Source organism: Microbulbifer sp. ABH2_005 (assembly GCF_056160005.1).
Window position 1 is genome coordinate 1,441,353 of record NZ_JBSWWI010000001.1, and the last position, 26,638, is coordinate 1,467,990.

A 26,638-nucleotide genomic window follows, 5' to 3' on the forward strand; every position below is an offset into this window, starting at 1 on the left:
GCTGACCTCGACTTGAATAAGTTAAAGTTAGCACGGATTGCACGTAAAAAGTGTGATCAAGAGCACTTTTTCTTTTAAGTGCCGCTGTTGTTCCGTTTCTGTTCTATCGACTTAGGCTTGCAGAAAGTTATGTTTTTTGCATGAGGCTACTGGTGATTGCGAAATAATTGCGACTAAGAAGAAACGCGCAGCGTATGATGCTGACTGGCAGAAAGTTTTTGCCCACTAAAGTGCTTTCCGAAAATTTAATGTATCTTAAGGAACTGAAGCGGCTTAAAATTTACTTGCTAGATGAATGCTTGTGATTATTTTACTCAACCTTCCAAGGTTAATTTTTTGAGGCTTATGAAGGTGGATGATCTGGAATGTGGCCACGCTTTGATTCGTAATGTTTTATCAGGACATCAAATAAAGACGCTTCAAACCGATTTGGCAACCATATCACTTACCAATGGTAGAGGCGGTGTACGCACTGCCAATAAAAGATTTCCTTCCGTGGATTCTCTGGCAAAATCAGAAGAGATTTTAAAGTTAGTAGAGACTTACTTGATAAAACCTGTCCGGTTGGTGAGAGCCATTTTTTTTGACAAAAAAATTGATAATAATTGGTCTGTAGCTTGGCACCAGGATAAGACTGTAGCTGTTTCCTCTCGGTTTGAGAGGCATGGTTGGGGCCCTTGGAGTATCAAAGATGGAGTCCACCACGTGCAGCCTCCACTAAAGGTATTAAAGGAGATGGTCACATTGCGTGTGCACCTTGACGATGCCGGTGCTGATAATGGCTGCTTGAAAGTTCTACCTTACAGTCAACGTGAGGGTATTTTGGGAACTGAAGCGATTAAACGCTATGTCGCTACGGGCGGGGTTGTTCACTGTGAGGCTAAAGCTGGGGATATACTGATTATGCGTCCTCATATTTTGCACTCATCCGATAAGGTACGCACCTCAGGGCGGCGCCGCATTATTCACCTGGAGTATAGTAGCTTTAAGTTACCTTGCGGGGCCTCATGGGTTTGAAAGTCAATAACTTGTTACACAGGAGGATTAAGGTACTCTAGCTGAGCTTGCCAATACCCAACATCGCGCCATTGGCCGAATTTGAATCCTACCTTTTCAAAGTGTGCAACTTTCTTCATGCCTAGTTTTTCATGTAGAGCGACGCTTGCAGAGTTAGGTAAAGTTATTCCGCCAATAGCAGTGCGAATATTCTTCTTTTTAAGCTCGGCAAATAGAGCCAGATATAGCGCTGTACCCATGCCCTTCGATTTCATGTCGTTGGTAATATATACACTTGTTTCCACAGAAAATCGATAAGCGCTTCTTTCCTTCCATGGTGTGGCATAAGCGTAGCCAACAACCTCACCGTTTTGCTCTTTTACCAGCCAGGGAAGGCTTGAGTTATGGACGGACTCGATTCGCCGGACCATATCAACAGAGCTAATAGCTTGCTCCTCGAAGGTGATGGGAGTATTTATGACATAGTGGTTGTATATTGCAGCTAATACCGGTGCATCTGAGTTGCTAACAGTCCTAATCATTATCTTGACAATTTATCCAGTAATTAAAATTTTTAAATGGAATCCTTGTTGATAAGTGGCTTAATAAAGCCATCCAGTTCTAAATGAGACCCCTACATAAACAAAAAGAACAGAAATAAGGGTTACCGGTATTATATGGTAAGCGAGTGATCTTAGGTTTTGTGGTGAGAGATTGGGGATGACTCTCAGCCTTGCATCTATAGCGAGCAGAAAGGTTCCCACAAGTAGTATCAACTTGAATGATATAAGTCGGGATAATGGGTTTGAAAAGTCAAACCATTGGCTTAGGTTTGGTAGTAAAGTGTATGCCATATAGAGCCCTGAGAGAATCTGTATGACTAAGGCGGGGATACCAATTTTCTCGTAGTAGCCCTCAAATTTCGAAATAAATTCAATATCGTTGTTTTTCAGTACACTGGGAAGAATTGTGCAGGCGAGTACTAAGTGTCCTCCCGTCCAGATAGTTGCTCCAAGCAGGTGCAAGAACAATACTACATCGTACATCACCATCTCCAAAAGATTCCCTGAGTAGGCACTATATCGGCTAATTTTTCGGTTGCCTAGCCACAGATCCCTATCGAGATAAATTTTGAGGTATCAAAGGCCAGATGTAACGGATTAGGTTTCAACTTCGCAGGGGAGCTGTAGGATTAACAGTTTAATCCTTTAGTACTTACCGCAGGACCATTTGTTTTAGGTTGAGCCATTAAGAGAATATTATCAGGACATCCGATTTTGCCGGATGCCCTTTATGTCTCGGTGGGCGATGCCGATTTATATGTAGAGCTCTAGGAAAGAATCTTGTTAAAAGTTGGTTTGAGTCCAATCAGAAACAGAATCCAGTAAAAACTGCTGGTTTATATCGTTGTTACTGCATTTATAAATTTGTAGGCGCTCGCCTTCTTCTGCGGAACTGCCTGGTACGTCAATACAGTAGCTCCAATCCTTATCGCGGTTTTGGATAGTGCCATCCTGTTGAATTTGCCACTTTTCTGAATTGCCTCCATCACAATCCCATAAGTGCATCTTATCGCCATTGTCTGCGGAGCCAGTATTGTAGTCTACGCAGTATTTATTATTGCCTTTGGGGCGGAGCTGGCCTTCGGCGGTATAGACAAATTGCTGCTCGTTGCCGGTATTGCAGTTGGATAGCGTCAGGTTTGAGCCATTGCTATATCCCTGGGATACCGTCATACAAAGATTACTATTTGAGGATGAGCGAAGGCGTATATATCCTGGCAGGCTTCTTCGTACCCCAACAAAAGGAATTGCTTGGCTTGTATAGCTAGGCGTATTAGCGACAGTGCTGGGGTCCATGCCAATTGCGGTAGCTCCGTGGGCAACGGCGAGATAGGCATAGCCGAAGTCGGTATTGCTAAAATCTCCCGAGCTATTCCATAGATGCATTAGCTGTTTGGTGTTGGCGGCCTCATTGGCCGTGACTTGATAGTGGTCACCAGCTTTCACATTGCCGCAAAATATCTGCTTAGAGCTATTGGAATCTATCGAATCAATATTTCCAGAAAATTCTTCGGGATCTGCTGTATCAATATCGGGGCAAAGGAATGCATGCAGATTGTAGTTGTCTAGTGCTGATTCCATGCGGTTATTGACGTTTCCGCTTTGACCACCGGTAAACATAACCAAGACTTTTTTACCCCTTGGTAGAATCTCGCCCAGGGTAGGCCAGCCAATACTCTTCAGGGTGCTGCGATAGTCTGAGGAGGGTGAGCTGGCCTCTAAGTGCGCAAGTAGGTCCTGAAAACTGAATTGCAATTCACCCAGCTGTTGTTTGATAAATTGATCTAACAAGTAGATCTCATCGGCATACCAGGCAGCAAACCAGTTGCTATCGGGCTTCATGTCGATATAAAGCATTAGCGGTGCATTGAGTTCATTATTCGCAAGCCAGGCCTTGATGTCGTTCAGGCAGTGAATTAGCCGGTCATCACTACCATTGCTGCTACACATATGATTGCCGATATCGCTCTGGCCATGGGCGACATAGGGACCATATGAGCTGCCCTGCCATGGACCGTGGTCGACAACATCCAGCTCCAGTGAACGAAAGCCTTTATCCAACCAGTCTGTGAGCGTTTCACCGGCTTCCAGGTGCTCGTAGCTGTTGTGAGGTTGAAGGTAGTAGAGTTGGTCGATGCGATGCTGTTCCTGTGGGGTGTCTGCGATTATTTGGAGGCTAGGGGATGTGCTCGCATGTGTGTTTGCAGAGAAAAATAATATTAACGAGAATAAGCACGAAAAACTGATTTTATTTGGCATAAGAGTGTCCATCTAGGGTTTTAATGATAGAGGCTGCCATGAATGAAAGGGGAGGAATACTAGTACGGTTCTATGAAAGTGATATGACACTTGCCAATTCAAGGTTTTTTTTAGTGAATGGCTAAATCTTTAATGGCACTTTGATGGATGTAATTGTCAACGTTAATCTTATGATCGCAGACTTAAGCTGAAAATTTTATTATTTTTCTTAGTGGAGAATAAATTTCTATTGAAACTTTCAATTTTACCTTGGCAAGTGGGGATCCCCTGAATGAATGAGTACTTTTTAGGGAGGCTTAATTTCAGGGATGTTTGCCAGGGACAACCTGAAATTAAGGTTTCTTTTTCAGCCGTTTCTCTACCTGTTTTTTCTCCCACTCAGGTCCAAAAAATGTAAAAGGCTTAAAGGTTCGCATAGCGTGGGAGGCGATTCCAATACCCCAGCCTAGGGCAGCCCACAGGGACCAAAGGTAGTCGGGGGAGAGGATTAGATTAGCGATAAAGAGGCCAGCAATAACGACCAAGTAGGTGATCAGGTGTTGATAGAAACCCTTGAGTCTTCTTACATGCTCAATGGCTTCTTTCTCTTTTACTGAAGTTTGCTGCTCAGGCTGCATCTTGTAGATCTCGGTGAAGTCAGGCTATTTGGTGCCGAGTGAATAGCGAGGTAATCTTATCTTGTTGTTTATACAAGGGATATTAACCACAGCCGACCTTGGCAGGCAAGGTTAAAAGGAGTGGGAAAAGTTGAGTTTTGTAAAGAAAGGACGCTAATAATCCCGTTGGTCTGGAGTGATTTTAGCGGGGTAGGGCGGTGGTGCTGTTCATGACTACCAATTCAAATTTATTGGGAGCCCGGATCTTCGGGGCTCCCAAATTCCGAATATAGCGGTTATACAGTGCTGTCCGGCTGTCTTTCCGGGTGGGCATCAACAAAGGCCGGCAGTTCGTTACAGGCCTCAGCGATTTTTTGTATTTTGGGGTATTGATTCATATCCATGCCAAAGCGTTCGGCGTTGTATACCTGCGGCAGTAGGCAGCATTCAAAAAGTCCCGGGGTGTCACCAGCCGCAAAAGGCGCGGGTTTTAATAGTTGCTCCAGAGCGGAAAAGCCTAAGTGAATCCACTGCTGAATCCACTGGATTTTCTGCTCTTCCGTAATTTTGAATTCAGAGACTAAATATTTGAGCACACGAAGGTTTTGCAGCGGCTGAATATCGCTGGCAATGCTTTGTGCAAGGGCGCGAATATGGGCGCGAGCCTCGGCCCCTTTGGGTAGTAGCGCAGGCTCTGGGTGTGTTTCTTCCAGCCACTCCAAAATAGCCATAGACTGGGTCAGGCTGGTATCCCCATCGTTGAGCGTTGGCAATAGCCCCTGAGGGTTTAGGCTGCGATAGCGCTCACCGTGTTGATCGCCTTTCAGTAAGTTGACTGGAAGATAGTTATAGCTCAGGCCTTTTAAGTTAAGCCCTATGCGCACCCGGTAACTTGCGGAGGAGCGGAAGTATCCGTAAAGGTCCATTCTCTTTCCTTTTTTATCAATCGTTTTGATGGCGGCAGGGAAAGCCGCCGATTAATTTATTAGTTCTTTTTCCCAATTATGATGGTGTTTTCCAGGAGTTGACATAACCCTCAAACTCTATTGCATGGGCATCGGGGAGTATATCCCATGGGGTGCGGCTATCGATCATAACCGCCACTTCGTCGGTTGCCTCACGGGCATGCTTTGCACCGATGGCAAATGCCTTTGGGTGGGGCCCATGGGTGAATCCCATGGGGTGCAGTGTGAGCATGCCGGGATGAATATTGTCTCGGCTGAAAAAATTGCCGCGGTGATAAAAGATCAGTTCATCGTAGTCGTCATTGCTGTGAAAAAACGGCACTTTAAGAGCGCCTGGATCACTCTCGATGGGCCGCGGCACAAAAGTGGCTACCACAAAACCCGGGCCCACTAAGGTGGTGTGGGCAGAGGGGGGCAGGTGATAACGATGGCTCATGATCGGGCGAATATCTCTCCAGTTGATTCGCACTGCCAGGTTGTCGCCGGTCCAGCCGATAGAATCTAGTGGGTTGAAGGGGTAGATGATCTTGGAGAGTTGCTGGCGGGCCTTGACCACCACCTGCCACTGGGAGTCCCCCTGTTGGGCAAGAAAGGTTTCGTCGATCTTCGGCACATCCAGGATTGCCTCATCGAAGATGGCGTTGGGACCTAGGATGCCTTTCTCTGGAAGCTGAAAGTGGCCGCCGCTAGCTTCAATCAGTAGCAATTCCAGTGGCTCATTCTCTGTGGGAGAGAGTCGCCACATGGTACCTCTAGGCAGCAGGATGTAGTCTCCATCGCGGATACTCAGCCAGCCAAAATCGCAGAACAACTCACCACTGCCGTTGTGAACGAACAGTAGTTGGTCGCCATCGGCATTGCGCACTAAATGATCCATGGGTTCCCGGCAGATCCACAGGCCTACCTGGCTATTTTCATTGCGTAAAAGGAGCTTTTGGTCCCAAGGGCTGTTACCTGTATGGAGGATCTTGGTGCCATCGAAAGCGTGTGGTCGCAGTGGGCCGGTAAATTGGCTCCAGCCAGTGGGCGGGTGGCTATGGTAGAAGTGGGTGCAGGGACCAAAAAAGCCCTCTTTGCCCATCTCCCGCTCAAAGGTGTTAGCCGGGAAATCTGCATGGGCCTGGCGGCTGGTCTTCCCTTCAACGCGGGGAAAGCGGATCCACTTATTCATGGGCGGCCTCGCTTCATGCTGGCAGGGCGGCAGGTGGAGCATTGATCAATTCGGCAGTGCTACTACGCATGTTTTTTGCGTTTAAGCGGCATAGTGTTAACAAAAATGGCGCTGAAAACCCTATACTGTGGGACCAATTTTGTCCGGTTTTCCTGGGCCTTTCCGTGCAACATTTGCATGCACGGTGGTTACAATTGAAACTAATGTTAGTTAAATTGGGCATCTGGTACAACCGGGGTTCGAAGATAGGCAGGTGTGAGAGCAGCCATGACCAATGACCACAATGCGCCGGATACGGCGGTGAAGCAGGATGAACTGCGCCTGGAGAAGTTCTTACCATATCGCCTGTCGGTACTCTCTAACCGTGTGAGTAACGCCATTTCACAAGCGTATGGTGCGCGCTTTCATCTCACCATTCCTGCTTGGCGGGTAATGGCTATACTCGGGCGTTTTCCCGACCTGTCTGCGGCAGAGCTAGTCGAGCAGACGGCCATGGACAAGGTGGCCATTAGCCGTGCGGTTTCCTCCCTACTGAAGAACGATTACATCACCCGCAGTGAAGACCCCGCGGACCGTCGCCGCCAGGTTTTGAACCTGTCTGAGCTGGGGCGTGAGGTGTATGCCCGCATAGTGCCGCTTGCGCATCAATATGAAAGTGACCTGATCGCTTCGCTCACCCTGGAGGAGAGGGAGCAACTGGATGGCATTATCGAAAAACTGATGGTTCGCGCTAAGGAGTGGTCCGAGCGCGGCTTGATTGACCAATAAATAGGATAAGTAAAGGAGTTTTCAGATGTTTGAGCATTTAAGCAGCTTACCGCCAGACCCAATTCTCGGCCTGCTGGCCAGCTACCGTGCGGATGAAAACCCCAGCAAAATCGACCTAGGGGTAGGGGTTTACAAGGATGAAGCCGGCCACACGGCGGTTTTGCAGGCAGTTAAAGAAGCCGAAACACGCCTGCTGCAAAGTGAGGAAACCAAGGCCTATATCGGCCCTGCGGGTACCCCGGGTTTTAATTCGGTGATGCAGGAGCTGGTACTGGGTGCAGGTCATCCGGCACTGGTTGGCGGCCGTGTGCGCTCAGCACAAACTCCTGGTGGCTGCGGCGCCCTGCGCGTGCTGGCCGAACTGATCAATCGCGCCAAAGCCGGCGCTACCGTTTGGGTTAGCGATCCTACTTGGGCAAACCATGTGCCCCTTCTCGGCAATGCCGGCCTGAACATCAAGAGTTACCCTTATTACGACCGTGCCACCAGCAGTCTGCAGTTCGACAAAATGGTCGAAACCCTGAAAAACGTGGGCGAGGGCGATGTGGTCTTGTTCCACGCCTGTTGTCACAACCCATGCGGCGCTGACCTGTCTCGTGAGCAGTGGAAACTGCTGGCAGAAATGGCGCAGAAACAGGGCTTCACACCATTTATTGATATGGCCTACCAGGGCTTTGGTGAAAGCCTGGAAGACGATGCCTACGGCTTACGCTTGATGGCGGAGTCAGTTCCCGAAATGCTGGTGGCGGCTTCCTGTTCCAAAAACTTTGGTCTCTACCGTGAGCGCGTTGGATTGGCCATGGTGATCTATGCCAATGGTGAGAGTGCCGATAAAGGTCACAGCCAGATGTTGAGTGCAATTCGTGGGAACTATTCCATGCCACCTTCCCACGGTGCTGCGATTGTGGAATCTATCCTTACAGATGCAGGCCTGAAAGCGAACTGGGAAGCAGAACTGACCGAGATGCGTGAGCGTATCAACGGACTGCGCGCCGGCTTGGTTGAGGGCTTGGCTGCTGCCGGAGCTGCAGGCGACTTTGGCTTTATCCGACAGCAGAAAGGAATGTTCTCCTTCCTGGGCATCAACCCAGAGCAAGTACAGCAACTACAGAAGGACTACTCCATCTATATGGTGGACTCCAGCCGCATCAGTATTGCCGGCTTGAGCTCCAGCAATATGGAATACTTCTGCAAGGCGGTTGCCAGCGTGCTGTAAATTCGGCAAATTGGGGGTGAGCGGAATGCTCGCCCTTTAACATTTACCTAAAGAAGTAAGAGTGAAAGATGGAAGTTGAGCTAGGAGCCCCAGTGTCTGAATCCCCCTCCCAAATCTGGACCCCGCAGAGCTGGCGAAACTTCACCGCACACCAACAGCCCAAATACACCTCCGCCGAAGAAGTTTCTCAAGTTTCCAATCAACTTGCTGGCCACCCGCCGCTGGTATTTGCCGCCGAAGCACGGGAGTTGCGTCGCCAGCTGGCCCAGGTAGCGGAAGGCAAGGCGTTTTTGTTGCAGGGTGGCGACTGTGCCGAATCTTTTGCCGACTTCAATGCCAACCGCATTCGCGACACTTTTAAAGTATTACTGCAAATGGCAGTGGTACTGACGTTTGCCGGCAACCTGCCCGTAGTCAAAGTTGCGCGTATGGCCGGCCAATACGCCAAGCCTCGCTCCGCCGATACAGAAACGATTGATGGGGTAGAACTACCTAGCTATCGTGGCGATATTATCAACGGCATCGACTTTACCGCCGAGGCCCGCCAGCCAGATCCCCAGCGAATGGTCACCGCCTATAACCAGTCGGCGGCAACCCTCAATTTGTTGCGCGCCTTTGCCCAGGGCGGCCTGGCCGATTTGCATCAGGTGCATGGCTGGAATCTGAGCTTCCTGAAAAATAATCCCCAACGCGAAAAATATGCACTCTTGGCCGAGCGTTTGCAGGAAGCGCTGGAATTTATGGCTGTTTGTGGAGTGACCTCAGAGAATACTCCGGCAATTCGTGAAACCGTGCTTTACACCTCTCACGAAGCACTGTTGATGGAATACGAACAGGCACTCACCCGCACCGACAGCCTCACCGGCAAATGGTATGACTGCTCCGCGCATATGCTCTGGATAGGCGAGCGCACTCGCCAACTGGACGGTGCCCATGTGGAATTCCTCTCCGGGGTTTGCAATCCCATTGGCGTAAAAGTAGGCCCCAGTATGCAGCCTGATGAGCTGCTGCGTTTGATCGATAAACTCAACCCAGAGAATGAAGCCGGCCGCCTAACCCTGATTACCCGCATGGGAGCGGATACCCTCGCCGATAAATTGCCCGCGCTGGTACGTGCAGTACAAGCAGAAGGGCGCTCCGTGGTTTGGAGTACGGACCCCATGCATGGCAATACCGTAAAGGCCGGCAATGGCTACAAAACCCGCGATTTCGATAAAATTCTGCGAGAAATCCGCGACTTCTTCTCCGTACACTGGTCCGAAGGCAGCCACCCCGGCGGCATCCACTTGGAAATGACCGGACAACATGTCACCGAATGTACCGGCGGCGCCTGGAAAATTTCTGAAGCCGATCTTGCCAGCTGCTACCGCACCCAGTGCGACCCAAGACTCAATGCCGACCAAGTACTAGAGTTGGCTTTCTGTGTGTCTGAATGGTTGCGGGCTGGACGGATTGCCTAACGGCTTAATTTAAAATGCTAACACATTGGCCCCTTGCTCTGAGATCGACACTTGGACAGGGGGTTTTTCTTTACTGTGAAAATATCTGGGGATTCATGAGCAACTATTAATAGAGTAGGTAGGGCATGGCCTCTGGACTCATCAATTTTTATTTTGAGATTACTCTCCATTCTGTGACCAAACCCGACTAGAGATTTTAGTCATCGAGACTGTTATTTATTGGAAATAATAGATTGAGGGCGAAACCTCTATAAAATCAACAGGTTGGATGTTATAAGAAAATTTGTGATAGTGATCATAATGATCATTTTTGTAATTCTGAAAATAGTGCCAAGTAAGTTTACCAAGTTGACTATTAAGAGAAAGTTCGAGGCGTTGCTCGAGTTTGTTTTAGAAATAGTAATCACGATAATAGTGCTCAATAGTGCTCAATAGTGCTCAATAGTGCTCGTGAAGATCACTATCAAAATATTATGAGTCAAAGGAACACTAAAGCATGGAGCATGGAGCATGGAAAATATAAGGGTGTCTCCGTTGATGAGTCCACGTAGTACGTGAGGGTGATTCTTTTCTAGTTTCATTCGATTTTGTTGCTTCTGGAGAAGCCATCAGCACCAAACTATTGGGCGTTCGCGATTCAAAGGATCTGTGTGATCTATTGAAAGCTGAAAGATTGTGGGGGGAAAAAATGGAAGAAACCCAAGTTGAGTTTGGAGTATATACACTGGGTGTATCTCATGGATATTATACAGAAATCGTCTTTGATGCTCTATCGTAGCCAAACTCATAACAAGTGATTATGGTTGCTCGTCAAGCCTTTAAGCCTTACTATTGATCCCAATAGGTGTTATTTTTAAACATGGTATTCAAGATCTTAAGCTGCTTTCTCATGCAAGCAATGAGAGCGATCTTTTTAGATTTTCCAGCATCGACTAGTCGCTTATACATAGGCTTTAATTTTGGATGATGTTGTATGCCGACATGATTGTTACAAACAGGACCCTGCGTACGCGATACTTCCGCTTCGAATATATCCTTGCACAGAAAACTACCGCTATCACGGTTCATTGGAGCGATACCTACAAGTGTATAAGTGCGGCGGTTTCTTTACGGTTCAATTTTCCTAGCTCAGGAAGCTTGCTAATCAGCGTGTAAGTCCATACATTTCCGACTCTTTTGGCACTCAACAATAGGTCTCGCCTTTGCCGCTACTCAGAAAGATTGTTAACCAGTTTATCCAGCTGTTTGTCGATTCCTTGTAATTCTTTCTTAATCTTAATTAAATTGGTCTGAATAGGTTTGTGCACTGACTGAGGCAGCCTCTGAAGCCGGTTCTTTTGCACTGTACTAATATCTAAGCACTGACTACTTGCAGCCAGTAACTCACTGATCTACCTGAGTTTTTCTGGCTTAAACACCGAGTGCCTTGGCTTCATAGCGTAACCAAACTATGTGATATCAATTGCCGTCTAGTTTGTCAGTTTTGGCGTGGCTTCAGCGGATTTAGCGAAGTTTTTCACTTGAGAAGGAACGCAAACAATAATAGGTAATCTCGCTTTGTCTGCAGCGCAAACTAACTCTAATTCGAGCCGCCCTGTAGGCTCTATAAGCTCTCTTTGAGGTTTAATAGGTTGTAATTTTTGAATGGCATCCTTAATCCCATTTTTATCATTGGAAACACTAAAGAACAGGCCAGTAGGCCTCACATAAATATCGAGTTGTTTGCTGCAATTATTGATACCGGCATTGCTCTCTTGAGGTACCATGAGATAAGCTATCTACGCATTGCTATTCGGGCTCGAGGCCCACATGACTATTCAAGTTATGTCTAGTGAGTGTTTGTCGTATTCCTACTTGTTATCAGTCTGATGAGCCGGCAATACAATGAGCTGTGACAAATAAGGCCTTCGGTGACCGCCGAAAGTGGGTCTCAATTTACCCGTTTACGAAAAGGATTTTCAACAACAGAACCGGACAAGAACAACCATACACCGCAATACAGCGACTTCTTACTTTGTTTATTTTTTGCACGGTCGCTGCGATCCCAGTTTCGTACAAAAAGCACACAAATTAAGCTGAGGCTGATTGCGGCGTTAGATTTTTTCAGATACCTAATACTTTATAAGAGAGGTTACATTGAGAGGGAATGTTCTAGGGGATATTCGAGCTGAGCAAGATAAAAGTATGCTTGATACCGCATTTTGGGAATCGGCGGACTATAAGTCTTTATTGGAGTCTTACGATCGTCCCATTATTGTAGGAAGAAGAGGTACTGGTAAAAGTGCCTTAGCTTATAGACTTTCAAAGCACTGGGGCTCCAAGCCAAAGACTCTTGTGCTATCGATTTCTCCAGAAGAAGAGCAAGTTATTGGTCTTCGAGACATTTTTGATCAATTTGGCGAAAAGTACCTGCACATTAAAGCCGGCACCAAAATGGCTTGGCGTTACGCGATTTATATGGAAATACTTGTTGAGCTCGGAAATCACTATAAGTTTAAAAACAATCTAGATCTTAGCCAAGTTCGTGAGCACTATACGTCGTGGGGGAGTCGGCGGCAGTCTATATCTACGAAAATAAGAAAAAAATTAAAGTCTATATTAAATGAGTCAGAATCCCCGCAGTCAAGAATAGCAGATCTCTCTGATAATTTAGAACTTGACCTTGTAGAAGAAGTCCTGCTGGAGGCCTTAAAGAAATCTGGTGTTCAGTATGTAGTCTTTGCGGATCGTTTGGATGAAGGTTATAGTCCTGACAATCTTGGGGTGGGAATAATTGATGGATTTATACAGGCTGCGATTGATATCAAGTCTAGAATGGAAGAAAAAATAGTTGCTTTTGCCTTCGTTCGTGACAACATATATCGCGCTATATCAAAGCTAGATCCAGATTTTACTCGAAATATCGAAGGGCAAACTTTACGTCTTCACTGGGATGAATACAATTTATTTAACTTGGTTTGCTTTCGACTGAAGTCGGCTTTTAAGTCTGAGCATGAAAATAGCGTTCGAATTTGGAATCAATATGCAGCAAAAGAATTAAAGGGAAAAGAAGGCTTTAGATTAGCACTCAAACTCACATTATATCGACCTAGAGATATATTGGTTCTGCTAAATGAGGCTTTTCTAAAAGCAAATTCGAATGATAGAGAGCAGATAGTTTTAGAGGATATAGAGTACACCGCTAAAACTATATCAATGAATAGATTAAATGATCTCCATAAAGAATATGAGTATATATTCCCTTCTGTCGAAGAATTTACAAAGTCGTTTTATGGTCTGAAATCAGAAATGACTGTAAACGAGGCTAAGCCTCTTATAGATTTGGTTCTTGAACAGGACCGATTTGAAAAAAACAAGCAGCAAGATATTTTTCTTTTTAGTGATTCCCGTCAAGTTTTACAAAGATTATATAGCGTTGGCTTTATCGGAATCCATAACGAACAGTCTGCATCATTTGTTTTTTGTCATGATGGGAAAGATCCTGATAAGGAGTTTTCGACTGAAACGAGGATTTTGGTTCACCCATGTTATTGGTTGGCCCTTGGGATAGGGAAGTCTGGAATCAGTCTAGAGGAGGCTGAAGAAATTAATGACGAGTATGAAATTGAAGTAACATCAGAGTCAAAAGGGATACGGCATAAGAGAATAGAGGCCTTAATTCAAGAGCTTGCCGAAATAAAAGAAGGAAAAGATGAGGCGTATGGTTTCGAGTCTTGGTGTGTAAATGCAATTAAAATTATATTTGCCGGAACTCTATGTAATGTTGAGGCGCACCCTAATAAAAATGCTCTCCAACAACGTGACGTTGTAGCAACAAATCTCGAAGAAAGTAAATTTTGGAAAAGAGTTTATAATGACTATAATACAAGGCAAGTAATATTTGAAATTAAAAACTATAAAGATCTAAGCGCTACAGAATATCGCCAGCTACATTCATATTTATGCAATGATTATGGATCATTTGCCTTTATAGTGACTCGTGCAACTAATAATAACTTGGAAAAAGGGAAAGAGCTGAATTGGGCAAGAGAACTCTATTCTGAGCACAAAAAAATAGTAGTTATTTTGTCGTGCAAATTTCTTGAGAAGCACCTTAAAAAACTAAGAAGTCCCCAGAAACATGATGCACTAGATAAAGAGCTTAACTCTCTTTTGGATACGTATGTGAGAAGGTACTTTCCGAATAAGTGCAAATAGAATCTAAAAAAATTGCACGCTGACACATTCTGCTGCGCTCCATTTTTACATAGAACGCTCTCCGCAGTACGTGCAGGTGAGCTCGGCATTAAGTGAAAATACAAATCCATAAAATCCAGGCGTTTTAGTGAAATACATAATATTTATTTCTTCCGCTTTATTCTTATCCATAGTGGGTTGCTCAAGTACTATGGGTGGCTATATTGTCCCAGGAGAATCTATTGATCGTAATTTAGTTTACATGGTTGAGAAGAATGCGATTGATGAGAGGGGGCTAGATGAAATTATTTCACGTCAATTAAAGAAGAAAGGGTTGAAAGTTTATACTGAATCGACAGATACTTCTAAAAATTATGATGTAAAAATTGTCTATGGGGGGCAATGGCAGTGGGACGTGACGTGGTATTTATTGAATGTGGATATCCGTTTTTATGAGAAAGAGTCCAGCCTGCTGCTAGCCTCAGCATATTCACAGAGAACCTCTTTAGTCAGGAAAAAAACCGTCAGAAATAGTTAATGAGGCTATTTCTGCACTATTTACTTTAAACAATAATGAAGAAAGATGATTAAAAATACATTGCTACTATTTTCTGCCGTATTACTGACTGCCTGTGTTTCAAATCCACCTGTTTTGGTCCCAGATTCATTGAATAATGATTCTATTTCGGCAGTTGGTATGACTTGTAGTAGCCCTCATGAACTGTCGCAGGATTGTTCTGGCTTGTCAGGGCCTACTAAAAAAATCTCTATCTCTGGCATGAAAATGAAGGTGGCTGGATCAAATGATGGTACGGTTATAGTTATGTTTGGATCAAGTTCGATGAGTCCAAATATGCAGGAGATTAATACCAGCTATGAATTGATAAAGCGTGAATTAGTCGCTAATAAAATTGGCATTATTAAGGTAACCCCTGTTATTTCTTCAAATATTCTTTTTGGATATGCCATAGAAACAGATAAGCCAGCTTATGAGTTTATATCCAAAAAAAAATAGCTAACAATCACTTAATAAATTAAGAGAGAGGAAATTATCAACCATGCCGTGGCTTTGGGATGTTTTTCAGCAGTGACAGATCTCGGATAATCAAAACGTGAAATGATGCATGGTATGATACTAGAGCGGCGTTTGCATTAATCCGCTAGCTGGAAGAGAAAGCAGATCGTTTATCTTTGCAAAGCCATGCACTATTTGAAGAGCTTGAACGTTCTAAAGGGTTCTCTGAGAGTCAGTTTAAAGAAAAAAAGACTTAAATTGTCTTATGTGATAGGAAATTTGATCCCATATCTGAGAAAAACTGTCTTGATGATGGCCATAAGATACGTAAGTCGCGCCCAAATTGCTTTTGGTGCGGCGTTAGTCTCAAAAGTATTGGTTGAGCCCTGTTAACAAAGCAATGCAGCCGACGTCTTACTTTGTGTACCCTTTGCACAAAGTAAGTCGTTGATGATTGCAGCGTCGGGTATGAGACTAAGGTACAAGCATCGGGTATGAGTGAAGGTTATTATTTCAGTCACTGCCTCCTTAAGAATGTATGGAGGCAGTGAAAACCTCAATTAAATAACAAAAGTTGTTGAGATTTGAGCCTACGATTTTACACCTCAAGGGTGACAAATTTTTAAAAGCACTAAGCATTACTCTCAATGGATGTGGGCTTGCGAATGAAATATTCATGAAGAAGGCCTATCTAAGCATATGAATGCTGTTGATCTGTAATAAACTAGAATGCTAAGGCTATTAAGAAGCTGAAAAATAAATACCAAGTTGATGTATTCTGTGATTATAGAAGTAACTGTGATCACGCTGAGCTCTAAGTAGAAAATAATAGCCTCACAGTATTTAAAGAATTAGAGGTTCGTTTCGGAGTGTCTGTAATTGTATTGCCTCCGGATTAGTACATTTAACAAGTCAATCAACTACACGCATACGTGTGCCGGATAGCTTGTTTTATGCTTCTGCGTTCCAGCTTCCGGTTATTGATGCGTCATGTTTTAGAGGGAATTATGTCATTAACTTCACTTCTTATCTTCTCTGGAGCGATGTTACTCCTTGCTATTACCCCTGGCCCAGGATTTTTCGCAACAATTGCAAGGGCACTAACATCTGGGATGAAGGAATCTGCCATTGTTGTTTTTGGTATTGTTATTGGAGATATTATTTTTCTGCTATTTGCAATTTATGGCTTAAGTGCAGTAGCTGAGAAAATACATTGGTTGTTCTTACTGATTAAATACTTTGGTGCTGCATACCTAATATATTTAGGATGGAGGCTCTGGTCATCCGATCCAAATATAGTAGAGATTGGATCAACAAAAGAAATTTCTCAAAGGACAAGTTTCTTCACGGGCCTCTTTATAACTTTAGGAAACCCCAAGGTAATATTTTTCTATGTTGCATTCTTACCAACGTTTATGAATTTGGAAAAACTCTCAGGCGTAGATATTTTGGCGATAAGTTCAGTTGTGGCAATAGTGCTGGGTTCAACTTTACTTTTCTACGGATATACAGCAGTTCGAGCAAAGAAAGCGTTAAATAGCAAACATTCGCAAAAAACACTAAATCGTATTTCCGGTGCAACCATGATTGGAACCGGTACAGTCCTTGCAGTGAAAGCATGACAAGAGTATGTGGGACAATTAAAGCACCCCATATGCAGGCGTTAGTTGCCGAAGGAGAATAAGCTATCAATTTGTCTGGTCAGGAAAAATGGTTGTTAGTAGAATTAACGGATTTCTGGAAATCGCTCCCGAGTTAATTTTTGAGATTTATTCTGGTAACCTCGAAATGGGACTCATAGCTAAGTTTGAGTTTACTATTAAGCTTTTAGTCTCTCTTAAGCCGAAAGGCTTGGTGACTCTGTATCAACTAAAGCAGATTCGAAGGTGCCATATCCACCAGAAAATACGAAAACTTTAGATGGGTCTGACTTGGTAGAGTTCATTAATGATCCTTAGAGTTGGTCAAGTTCATATTCAAGAGATCACAAATGGCAATATGAATTAGCACCTACTGAACAAGGGGAGTTTGTTCTGGATGACATATTTGGGCTTACAAAAAATAACTAACAGACGCCAGTATAAAATGCACTTGGTTCTTTGGACTCGCAACAAATTATTTACTTGTGCATTGAGTGTTAACTTATACGGAAGTAAAATCGACAAAAGAAGTTGAAATTTAAATGTTCTATATAAAAAATTAATACATTTGGCTTGCAAGTTAGAGGCATGGCATCCAGAGTCTTACTAAGATATCTCCCCTGAAAAAATTACGTTAGAAGCTATATCTTACAAAGTACTTGCCGCTTTCAAATCAGTAAATGTTGACACAAGAATCATCTAGAAATTGTAATTGTGATTTTTCTTGTCGGTACAAAATTTTCATTCCGAAAGTGTTTGACCTTTCTGTGTGGCACTAAAGTGCTTAGCACGAATTAATTCTTGATTGGCCGACTTAAAGAGGCACATCGATGCACTTGGAATCTATTGAGTGGCTCAACAAGCATGACTTACTCGTAAGGGATATATTTCCTGTTTCAGGATTGGCGCATGAAGCGTGTGGACCTAGTCGGCACGACTAAAATTAGTGTAATAGATCCACTGAAGGATGAGCTGATGAAAAACTATTCATCTCAAGGTGATTTTTCGTTGATCCCTGAAAATTAAGGCCTACTCTTATCTTTGGTGAAAGAGCGATAAAAAACAGTGATGAATTTAAAAAATTCTCTTTGGTTCTCCAGATGATCTGGTGGATCGGAGCGATGAGGAAGAATAGGTTGACAAGTTGCTGAATTTATCGGGACACAAAGCTACCGTCTTCCACGGAACAGCCTAAGTTGTGTTCCTGCTGCCGTTTAGTAAGGTAATATGTAGAATCTCTCCTTCGATGGATAGAGATCATTCATTATTAATATCTCAGAGCCTTACGACATGAAAAAAATTTTAGCATCATTTATTTTGGGGGTTGCCATTTCCGGCAATGCATGCTTGGCTTTGGATGACTCTGAGTCGTCAGTCATAAAAGTCGGAATATACGCTGCAGATGGTAAACCTCCTTATGGTGTATTTGATGTTACCGCCTCTGATGGAAAAGTTTACAGAGAGGTCATTCTTGCCGATGGCACCTTTACAAGTACAGCAAGGGACGGCTCGCTCGTAAAGGGAGTATGGGAGCAACGAAAGAACGGTATTTTTTGCTCAAAACCTTTCAAAGCTCCTAGATTTAGATGTAAGTACGAGGAAGTCAATTCTAATGGCGTCTGGACTTCAACAGAAATTGATGGTGGGGAAATATCAACAATACGACGATTAGACGAATAAGTGCCTTGATAAATTACAAGTAGTATCACGCATGGACATTGTAACAAAATGCTCCGCACAGGTTTTCGGGTGGGATTAAATTATGAAACATACTAACAATTTAGTTATCGCTCTGTTTTCTATTCTTTTGATGGCTAATAAAAGTTATAGCCAAGATGAACTTCCGGTAATTAAAGGGCCTTACCTTGGGCAAAAGCCTCCGGGTTTAGTCGCCAAACCCTTCGCACCGGGTATCGTAAATACAGAGGAGTGGGGAGATGCTGGGAGCTTTTCCTTAGATATGACGGAGTTATATGTCGGTAGGTGGAAGCACTCGCGTGATGCAAGAGAGCCGGAATCTGTCATTTTTAAAAAAGTAGGTGATCAGTGGCACAAGACAGTAATGCCGACTGGAGTGCGAAAACCCTTCCACTCACCAGATGGAAAGATCCTTCATTACGGTGCCAAATATAAAGTACTCCAGGCTGACGGTTGGTCAGAAATGAAAAGCCTTGGCCCTGCATTTGAAGCCATTCAAATCATGGGCCTTACAGCATCAGGCAAAGGGACTTTGGTCATGGATGAGAGAGGTAGTCCGGCCGGTGATGGAATTCTTCGGTACTCAAAGTTTATTGACGGGAAATGGGAAGATCCGAAACCGCTACCTCAAACAATCAATACTGGTAAGTGGAATGCCCATCCGTATATTGCTCCTGACGAGAGCTATATTATGTGGGATGGCGAAAGAGAGAGCGGATTTGGAAGTAATGATCTTTATATCAGTTTTCGCCAAAAAGATGGTTCCTGGGGGGAAGCGATTAATCTTGGTGACAAGGTAAATACAGAAGCGGAAGAAGGTGGGCCACAAATCACTCCTGATGGAAAATTTCTTTTCTTCAATAGGATGGTGCCTCACCGAAACGGTAGGGAAGGCTCTCAGTCAGACTTGTACTGGATCGATGCCCAGATAATAAAAGATCTTAAGCCCAAAAAGTAAACTACATACCACTAAAGTAAGATCATTATCCCTAGGGCCCACGCCAATAACATGCGTTATGTAAAAGAAGGATTATCATGAATTTGTTGTTTGTGTGTAGTGAAAATAGGTTGAGAAGTCCGACAGGTGAAGAGATTTTCTCTACGTACGAGGGTATCAATGCTATCGGTGCAGGCACTAATAGTGATGCCGAAACAACTGTGAGTGGCGACCTTATCGAGTGGTCTGATATCATCTTTGTTATGGAGAAGTCTCATAAAAACAAAGTATCAAAGAAATTCAAGGACCTCCTAAAAGATAAAAAGCTGATCTGTTTAGACATACCTAACAATTATAATCGTATGGACCCGGTGTTAGTCCGTTTGCTTGAAAACAGAGTATCCAGGCATATTCGCTTACGGTAGGGTCAAAAATCAGCAGCGCGAATGTCTGGAAAAGGGCGCTGGGTGGTAGGGCCTATAGGTTTTTTCGCTTTTTTTGTTGGACGAGAGCAGGGGGAGAATACATTTAAAATTACCAGTATTACTATTCATTGTACTCATTGTTCGAATATTGATCAGGGTAATTTAATTTGTATGTCCGAAAGTTTATACACCTCAGATTAGGTTTGCACTATCAAACATCTATAAGATAGTTAAGGTTTTCGACGAGCTAGGAAGGGTCGACTTTACTATCGAGCTACATATTTTTCATCAGGTAAAGGATATTCAAAGTTCAATACTAGGTAGAATTGAATTTTCAATTATCACACTTGGTACTGTATTGGCAATCTAGCATGAAGCTGATAATGACGTTTCTAATTTGTTTAGCATTCCCCTAGGTCAGACACATGACACAAATTTAATAGTGAGTTGCTCAAAAGGTGATACTGATTGATCATGTTTTCTACATGTTAATAGGCATTATTTTTCCTTAAAGTCAAGAGACTCAAGTAGAGAAAATTAAAAGTTATTGAGTTCTATTTTAAGGGAAAAATGACTCTTAGCGGAAACCACCTCTCCAGTAAGGTGTCCACCATCATTCTTACTTTTACTGAAAACATTAAGGATTGGTTATCAGTTCGTATCAGCTCAACAAAGATATGCCACATAGGTTAGTGAATAGTTGGTTGTATTGGTTATGCAAGAGTATATCATGTCCAGATTTTCTTTAGGAAAGCGATAAAATTGAATATAAAAAGTGGTCAAGGGATAATTTTGTGTGTTTTAGCTATGCTCTGCATTGCTGGTATGGATGCGACCGGAAAATTGCTCGTGCAAAACTATCCTATCGTTGAAATCATGGTGGTTCGTTTTGCGATATTTTTCTTAATTGTAATTCTTGTTTCTGGCTTAACTGGCCAGTTAAAAGAAATTCGTAGTAAAGTTATTGGCATCCAAGTCATACGGTCATTATTGCTTGTGGTTGAGGTTACGGTATTCATCATTGCCTTTAGTTTGATGCCTTTGGCTGATGTACATGCTATCGCAGCATTGGCACCATTGTTTGCTATTTTAATGGCTGGGTGGTATCTGAAAGAAAAGGTAGATAGAAGAAGCTGGGTTGCGGTCACTATAGGCTTTCTAGGTGCACTAGTTATTATTCGGCCTGGGTTAGGAGTCATGAGTTGGCACACAGTCATCCCTATCAGCGGAGCGATCTTGTGGGCAGCATATCAAGTGCTTTCACGCCGTGTTGCCCAGTTTGATAATTCCAATACGACGGTATTCTATACAGCTCTCATTGGACTTGTGGTTTTCGGAGGATTAGCACCCTTTAATTGGGTTGAGCCAACTTCGGTGGGCTGGCAATTGTTGATTTTGAATGGGATTCTTGGTGCTATGGGCCACTATTTACTGATAAAGGCGTTGGCTTTCGCACCAGCTTCTACTTTACAGCCTTTTAGTTATACCCTGTTATTTTGGGCGATTGTGATTGGTTTTGTCATCTTTGGTGATCTGCCGGATAATCTTACCTTACTTGGAGCCATAATAGTTTTGGGCGCAGGTATCTATGCTTCAGATACTGGGCGTACAATGGGGAATCCCTTAAAGCGTATTTTCAAGAAGGAAAAGAGAAGTATTCGAAACACTTCAAATCCAGTAAATTGATTATTTTGATTCAAGGGGGGCTTGAGTGCATTTATATAGGGAGTCTCTGAATAATTCAGAAATATTTCTGCAGGCTTTGAAGGCCTCAGATATTTTTCAGTGAGCGGCCATAGATCTTTATAATATGTAACATAGCAGCTATAGTTTTCAAATTCAGCTCTATGGGGATTTCAGAGCGGTTCACACTCTTCGTTGCGACTTTTTGATAGGTCTGGGCTCTTTTGCGAAGCTGCACCTCGATTGCGAACCGGGCTTTAGATCAGAGGTTTCATGGAGTGTTCAGAGCCCCTCTAGTAACGGATGCTGGAGCTATATATTATATTTATAAAGTTATGATAGAATATTCATTGCTTAATAATTGTCAATTTTAAGTTATTAGGTGATTGATTGCTAAAGTGGATAGCAATTAGTTACCGATAAATATTCCATCAGTAAGAATAAATATTAAACTACTTATTCGATGTTTATAATGCGCAGTTAAACTGATTTATTTCTTTGGGTGATGTAAAGGTATTTGTTGCTGGGTTGAATGAGTTGATTTTAAATCAATGGTCAATTATAGGAAAAATTATGCATATCCTTATCCCGGTTTTCTTCAAGGCTCCACTTGGTGGTCTTCATTCGCATGTATATGCACAAGCAAGAGCAATCATTAAAGCAGGTTGGCGTTGCACAATATTATGTAAGGCTGGAATTTTCGCTCAGCAATGTCGTGATATTGGTCTGGATGTAATTGAGGATGATTTTAAAGACCCTTCTGGATCAGCAACTCGTATAGCCAATGCATTTAAATTTGATATCGTACATGCACATCCATTTATTTCTAGGGAAATTGGGCAGAGAATCGCTAGAATATTAAATATACCAATTATGCTCACAATGCACGGAAAATATACCGACTCCTTAGAAGAAGACTCCGATGATTTTAGCCGAATTTTTTGTGTGAGCCTTGGTGTGAGAGATCACCTTGTCAAAAAGGGAGTCAAAAATCTCCATAAAATTTTGATTTATCCAAATGCTGTTAATACAGATGTATTTTATGGTGGCCATAGTGAGCGATTAGATCGAGTGAAGGCAATAAGTAGTAATTTTCCGACTAGAATTTTATCAAAGGATCGAATGATTGTTTTTTCTTGCCGTATGGGGCCAGATAAGCAATTTATACTTAATTGTGTAATAGATACCTGGGCTTATCAGGTCAAGAATAGATTGACAACCTGGAATTGGCTAGTTGCTGGTGATGGACCTGAAAGATCTCAATTAGAGTCAGCTGCAGTTGAATTGAATAAAGAACTTGGTCGGCAATGCATAACCTTCCTTGGTTGGCAGGATGAGGATAAGCTTAATAAAATTTACCAGTCTGCAGATTTGGTAGTAGCTCCAGGAAGGAGTGCCCTTGATGGCTTGGGTAGTAATAGGCCTGTAATTGCTATTGGTTCTAAGGCATATATTGGTATTATTGATGAGGAAAACTGGTATAAAGGCACTTATTCGAATTTTGGTGGCGTTGGAGATCGAGGATATATAAGTGGTGAGCTTTATAGGGATATTAATTCAATAATCTATGACGATGAGCGGCTTGCTGTTCTTGGTAGACTTGGGAAACAGAAAATTTCATATTTCTATGATCAAAAGTACTGGGATAAGTGGCTCGTTAATCAATATAGAGAGGTATTTGAGCTGCATAATAAACTTCTTTCTGGAGAAGCTAATACCAACAAGGATCTTAGGGAGATCAACTACCAGCCAAACTAATCTTTCTTGCCTTGATCTATTTCGTTTCTATTTTTGTGAGAGGTGACTACAAATTGAAGCCTCTTATTCCACCAATATAACCAAAGTGTTATCCATGTAAGGCAGGCTGTATTTAAACTAGAAACAGACCGAATATTCCTATTAACTCTCAAGATGAGTCGTGATTATGTTAAGGTTCGAATAGGTTTCTTTTTTTCTAAGCGGAATTTTTGGTGTGTCTAGCTAAACTTGATAGCAGCATTTGGGTACTATTTACTAATTCTTCTGAAATTAAACGTGTTCATTTAACCTTAAAGTAAATATAGTTTAGTACATTAACCATGCTCCTTCTTTAAAGATTAAAGCCTTTCTAGTAACTATATTTTCGAATATTTGCCGAGGTACAGGTCGGTTTTTCGGGGTAAGAACACTCCAAGAAAATTATTTCGATAATTATTAGATTTTTTTGATTTATTTATTTATGATTGTACGCAAGCGTCGATATGAATTGATATTTTATCATAAAGCTGGAAAGCGGTATTAATAAGAGAGCTACCATTGAAATATGTAGAAATAATTGCAAATGCTGGGAGTCATAAAACTATCTCAGCAATTGCAAACAAGGTTAAGGCTGTTGACTTCAGAGGCGGAGTTATAGGGGATGACGGTATGCAGCAAATGCGTATGCTGGTCGACGATAGCAGGCTTCAAGAAACCTTGGATACTCTTCAGACCATTTTGGGAGCACAACCCAGTGTTCGTATAGTAGTTTTGCCTGTCTATGCTGATTTGCCAAAAGCTAAGGTGGAGGAGAAAAAAGAGAATGTATCGGCCAGTATCATTCGTGAATCTCTCTATCAGGATATTGAAAGAGGGGCGCGTCTTGATTCCAATTATTTATTATTAGTTATATTGGCGACAACCGTAGCAGCTATAGGGCTAATAGAGAATAATGTCGCGGTTGTTATAGGGGCTATGGTAATTGCTCCCTTACTTGGACCAAATCTAGCTCTAAGTCTTGGCACTTCTCTAGGTGATGGCGACTTAATGTTGAATTCAATAAAAACCTTATCTGTTGGTATTATTATTGCCATCGGGATGTCTGTATGGATTGGATTACTATGGCCTGGGCAATTCGATAACCATGAAATCATGTCTCGAACCAATGCAAGTCTGGATTCAATCGCTTTGGCACTCGCTTCTGGTGCAGCGGCAACACTATCCCTAACTACGGGGCTGTCTGGTGTTTTGGTTGGAGTTATGGTCGCAGTAGCATTACTTCCACCTGCAGTAACAATGGGGATAATGATTGGGAGCGGGCAGATGCATCTGGCTAGCGGTGCAGGGTTGTTGCTTGCTATTAATATCGTCTGTGTTAATTTGGCGAGCAAAATGGTATTTCTGTTTAAGGGCGTTAGCCCAAGAACTTGGATTGAAAAAAAGAAAGCTAATAAAGCAATGAGACGCTATATCCTTGGGTGGGTATCTACTTTAACTGCATTACTGGCTTTTATATTTTTTAAAGGTTACTGAGGATTTTTTGGCGTTCACCATTTAATAGATTGCGAAAGCAATATCTGTTGATATTTTATGTGATGGGAGGATATGGCTTCCGAAAGGTGCGTTTTTTAACGGGAGCCATATCATAAGTTTGCAGTTATGGAGAAAACTTACCTGCTTTATGAGGTCTTGTCGGTTTTGTCCTGCCTATCTTATCGGGTTATCTGCTTGCCATAAAAACTAAGGATATTCTGTGTGGCTTGATGGTGTTCTTTTATTCTGGGGTTGCTATAAGATAAGTCAATTTTCAGCTTGATAGAGAAATCTTTCTAAGTTTTTTATGGTTCACTACCCGTTTGATAGCGCATTGTCATCTGACCAGTTGCAAGCAATGTTCCTACACTGTCATAAACTTCAGTATAGGAATAAAAGATTTTATGCCCCGAGCTAGTCAACTTACCTATGGCGGTTAACTGGTTGGTTTTGGCTCGACCGGTGAAATTGGTTGTTAATGAAAGCGTGAGGGATTTACGCCGACGATTTGGATATGGGCAGTAGAGACCACAGTAGGAACCGGCAATATCAATTAACGTTGTAATAAACCCTCCATGGGGTACTCCGTGGCTATTCAAATGCTCAGGAAGTACGGTTACGCTGATCACTACACGGCCTTCCTGCCACTCATCAATTTTTACACCCAAATGATCATTAAACGGTGGTTGTTTTATATCTTGCCAGTTCATTTGGATTTACCTTATGGGAGACTGGTTAGGGACAGGGTGCGTTCGGGCAGCCCGCTGTGTAGAGAAAAACACTGTGAGCAGACCTGCTATGACCACTATAAGAATTCCTATCAACGCAATTGTGTTAGGCAGATGTTGCCATATCAGCCAACCAAAAATGCCAGCAATAACTACTCCAAAATAACTGATTGGTGAAACTACACTGGGTTTTGCATAACTATAAGCTTTGGTATAGAGCCATATCGCTAATAAAACAGAAACTCCATTAAAAGCTAGGTAGGGAATGGTCCAACTAGGTATTGACTGCCAGTAGTGGATACCTAGGGGCAGGCTGCACATAAATGAGATAAGGACATAGTAAAACAAAATAAGACTCGACCTATCAGTATGAGAAAGAATACGTGTGCCCACCATAGAGGCAGCTAGAGTAATACCTGATAGTAAGCCGAAGGCGTGGCCACTGCTGATACCACTGATATCAGGTTGAAGAATCAGTGCGATACCAAGTAGCCCAAGCACAATGGGTAACCAGCTTGTGGCGGGAATCTGTGCACGCGCCCAAAGCCAGGCTACAAGCGGAACAAAAATAGGGGCGGCGTTGCGCAGTAAGCCTGCCTCCATCAATGAAATACGGCTGAGTGCATAAAAGTAGGAAAAAAAGCAGAGCCAGCCTGCAAAGCCTCGTAGTAAATGGGTTTTCCATTGTTGTGTTGTGAGCTGTTGGGGTGACTGGCGCACCAGCCAGGGAATAAGTAATAGTAAGCAGATGCTGTATTGGCTGAGAACTATTAAAGGTACTGGTACGGCGGGTGATATCCATTTACTGGCTGCGGCGGCTGTACTGGCAACCATGGCGGTGGCCAGTGCGTAACCTATGCCTTTCCAATTGTTTCTCTTAACCCTGGCTTGGATCGCTTTGTGGTGATCTGGCGGTTCTGGTGACTGTTCGAGCTGCAGCTCATTAAACCGCATCTGGCTCGGTCGTAGTTTCGATTCTATTAAGGTATCAGGCCTTGTCATTGTGTTGCCAATTAAAAATCTCTCAACTTTGGCAAAAAGGGTAACCGGTACTTTTACCGGTTACCCTTGA

23 protein-coding genes are annotated in these 26,638 nt (G+C 43.2%); 14 read left to right on the plus strand and 9 right to left on the minus strand.

Annotation, left to right across the window (positions count from 1 at the left end; translation table 11 throughout):
- Positions 1 to 345 precede the first annotated feature (345 nt).
- Entirely contained in the window at positions 346 to 1,017 is a 672-nt protein-coding gene (locus ACXAFI_RS06415; RefSeq protein WP_475108114.1) for a phytanoyl-CoA dioxygenase family protein, read from the plus strand.
- 14 nt (positions 1,018 to 1,031) lie between these two features.
- Here the strand turns inward: ACXAFI_RS06415 and ACXAFI_RS06420 are convergent, their stop codons facing one another.
- From ACXAFI_RS06420 to ACXAFI_RS06445, 6 genes are all read right to left on the minus strand, one after another.
- Entirely contained in the window at positions 1,032 to 1,538 is a 507-nt protein-coding gene (locus ACXAFI_RS06420) for an arsinothricin resistance N-acetyltransferase ArsN1 family B (protein ID WP_475108115.1), read from the minus strand.
- A 60-nt stretch (positions 1,539 to 1,598) separates the two neighbouring features.
- Positions 1,599 to 2,042 (minus strand): CopD family protein, encoded by a 444-nt coding sequence (locus tag ACXAFI_RS06425; RefSeq protein WP_475108116.1) that lies wholly within the window; start codon positions 2,040 to 2,042, stop codon positions 1,599 to 1,601.
- Positions 2,043 to 2,342: 300 nt separating this feature from the next.
- On the minus strand, positions 2,343 to 3,818 hold the full coding sequence (locus tag ACXAFI_RS06430) for a ricin-type beta-trefoil lectin domain protein (RefSeq protein WP_475108117.1): 1,476 nt from the start codon (positions 3,816 to 3,818) through the stop codon (positions 2,343 to 2,345).
- Positions 3,819 to 4,150: 332 nt separating this feature from the next.
- A complete protein-coding gene (locus ACXAFI_RS06435) occupies positions 4,151 to 4,435 on the minus strand; it encodes a 2TM domain-containing protein (RefSeq protein ID WP_475108118.1) in 285 nt (94 codons plus the stop codon).
- A gap of 275 nt (positions 4,436 to 4,710) precedes the next feature.
- Positions 4,711 to 5,340, minus strand: a complete 630-nt coding sequence (gene maiA / locus ACXAFI_RS06440; protein ID WP_475108119.1) for a maleylacetoacetate isomerase — start codon at positions 5,338 to 5,340, stop codon at positions 4,711 to 4,713.
- Positions 5,341 to 5,416: 76 nt separating this feature from the next.
- The gene (locus ACXAFI_RS06445; protein ID WP_475108120.1) at positions 5,417 to 6,550 is read right to left on the minus strand and encodes a homogentisate 1,2-dioxygenase; all 1,134 of its coding nucleotides are present in this window, start codon (positions 6,548 to 6,550) and stop codon (positions 5,417 to 5,419) included.
- Positions 6,551 to 6,817: 267 nt separating this feature from the next.
- Here ACXAFI_RS06445 and ACXAFI_RS06450 point away from each other — a divergent pair, with 267 nt between their 5' ends.
- The 3 genes from ACXAFI_RS06450 to ACXAFI_RS06460 all read left to right on the plus strand — a co-directional run bounded on the left by ACXAFI_RS06450 (position 6,818) and on the right by ACXAFI_RS06460 (position 9,994).
- Positions 6,818 to 7,318 carry a MarR family winged helix-turn-helix transcriptional regulator gene (locus ACXAFI_RS06450; RefSeq protein ID WP_475108121.1) on the plus strand — a complete coding sequence of 167 codons (501 nt, stop codon included), beginning with the start codon at positions 6,818 to 6,820 and terminating at the stop codon, positions 7,316 to 7,318.
- 25 nt (positions 7,319 to 7,343) lie between these two features.
- Entirely contained in the window at positions 7,344 to 8,534 is a 1,191-nt protein-coding gene (locus ACXAFI_RS06455) for an amino acid aminotransferase (RefSeq protein ID WP_475108122.1), read from the plus strand.
- Between the two features lie 68 nt (positions 8,535 to 8,602).
- Complete coding sequence (locus tag ACXAFI_RS06460; protein WP_475108123.1) at positions 8,603 to 9,994, plus strand: class II 3-deoxy-7-phosphoheptulonate synthase; 1,392 nt, start codon at positions 8,603 to 8,605, stop codon at positions 9,992 to 9,994.
- Positions 9,995 to 11,463: 1,469 nt separating this feature from the next.
- On the opposite strand, the gene ACXAFI_RS06465 is transcribed toward ACXAFI_RS06460, so the two are convergent.
- Positions 11,464 to 11,760 carry a hypothetical protein gene (locus tag ACXAFI_RS06465; RefSeq protein ID WP_475108124.1) on the minus strand — a complete coding sequence of 99 codons (297 nt, stop codon included), beginning with the start codon at positions 11,758 to 11,760 and terminating at the stop codon, positions 11,464 to 11,466.
- A 370-nt stretch (positions 11,761 to 12,130) separates the two neighbouring features.
- Here ACXAFI_RS06465 and ACXAFI_RS06470 point away from each other — a divergent pair, with 370 nt between their 5' ends.
- From ACXAFI_RS06470 to ACXAFI_RS06515, 10 genes are all read left to right on the plus strand, one after another.
- Entirely contained in the window at positions 12,131 to 14,191 is a 2,061-nt protein-coding gene (locus tag ACXAFI_RS06470; protein WP_475108125.1) for a P-loop ATPase, Sll1717 family, read from the plus strand.
- Positions 14,192 to 14,318: 127 nt separating this feature from the next.
- Positions 14,319 to 14,708, plus strand: a complete 390-nt coding sequence (locus ACXAFI_RS06475; protein WP_475108126.1) for a hypothetical protein — start codon at positions 14,319 to 14,321, stop codon at positions 14,706 to 14,708.
- Between the two features lie 45 nt (positions 14,709 to 14,753).
- On the plus strand, positions 14,754 to 15,185 hold the full coding sequence (locus ACXAFI_RS06480; protein ID WP_475108127.1) for a hypothetical protein: 432 nt from the start codon (positions 14,754 to 14,756) through the stop codon (positions 15,183 to 15,185).
- 1,007 nt (positions 15,186 to 16,192) lie between these two features.
- Positions 16,193 to 16,807: a LysE family translocator gene (locus tag ACXAFI_RS06485; RefSeq protein ID WP_475108128.1), complete on the plus strand. Its 615-nt coding sequence runs from the start codon at positions 16,193 to 16,195 to the stop codon at positions 16,805 to 16,807.
- Positions 16,808 to 18,115: 1,308 nt separating this feature from the next.
- Complete coding sequence (locus ACXAFI_RS06490; protein ID WP_475108129.1) at positions 18,116 to 18,505, plus strand: hypothetical protein; 390 nt, start codon at positions 18,116 to 18,118, stop codon at positions 18,503 to 18,505.
- A gap of 82 nt (positions 18,506 to 18,587) precedes the next feature.
- Positions 18,588 to 19,481, plus strand: a complete 894-nt coding sequence (locus ACXAFI_RS06495; RefSeq protein WP_475108130.1) for a TolB-like translocation protein — start codon at positions 18,588 to 18,590, stop codon at positions 19,479 to 19,481.
- 77 nt (positions 19,482 to 19,558) lie between these two features.
- Positions 19,559 to 19,885, plus strand: coding sequence for a low molecular weight protein tyrosine phosphatase family protein (locus ACXAFI_RS06500; RefSeq protein WP_475108131.1), 327 nt, complete (start codon positions 19,559 to 19,561; stop codon positions 19,883 to 19,885).
- A gap of 762 nt (positions 19,886 to 20,647) precedes the next feature.
- Positions 20,648 to 21,571 (plus strand): DMT family transporter, encoded by a 924-nt coding sequence (locus tag ACXAFI_RS06505; RefSeq protein WP_475108132.1) that lies wholly within the window; start codon positions 20,648 to 20,650, stop codon positions 21,569 to 21,571.
- A 495-nt stretch (positions 21,572 to 22,066) separates the two neighbouring features.
- Positions 22,067 to 23,326, plus strand: a complete 1,260-nt coding sequence (locus tag ACXAFI_RS06510; protein WP_475108133.1) for a glycosyltransferase family 4 protein — start codon at positions 22,067 to 22,069, stop codon at positions 23,324 to 23,326.
- Positions 23,327 to 23,863: 537 nt separating this feature from the next.
- Positions 23,864 to 24,838 carry a TIGR00341 family protein gene (locus ACXAFI_RS06515; RefSeq protein WP_475108134.1) on the plus strand — a complete coding sequence of 325 codons (975 nt, stop codon included), beginning with the start codon at positions 23,864 to 23,866 and terminating at the stop codon, positions 24,836 to 24,838.
- Between the two features lie 305 nt (positions 24,839 to 25,143).
- On the opposite strand, the gene ACXAFI_RS06520 is transcribed toward ACXAFI_RS06515, so the two are convergent.
- Together ACXAFI_RS06520 and ACXAFI_RS06525 are read right to left on the minus strand one after the other, a co-directional pair.
- Positions 25,144 to 25,548 (minus strand): PaaI family thioesterase, encoded by a 405-nt coding sequence (locus tag ACXAFI_RS06520; protein ID WP_152453998.1) that lies wholly within the window; start codon positions 25,546 to 25,548, stop codon positions 25,144 to 25,146.
- A gap of 6 nt (positions 25,549 to 25,554) precedes the next feature.
- Complete coding sequence (locus tag ACXAFI_RS06525) at positions 25,555 to 26,568, minus strand: DMT family transporter (protein ID WP_475108135.1); 1,014 nt, start codon at positions 26,566 to 26,568, stop codon at positions 25,555 to 25,557.
- Positions 26,569 to 26,638: the final 70 nt, after the last annotated feature.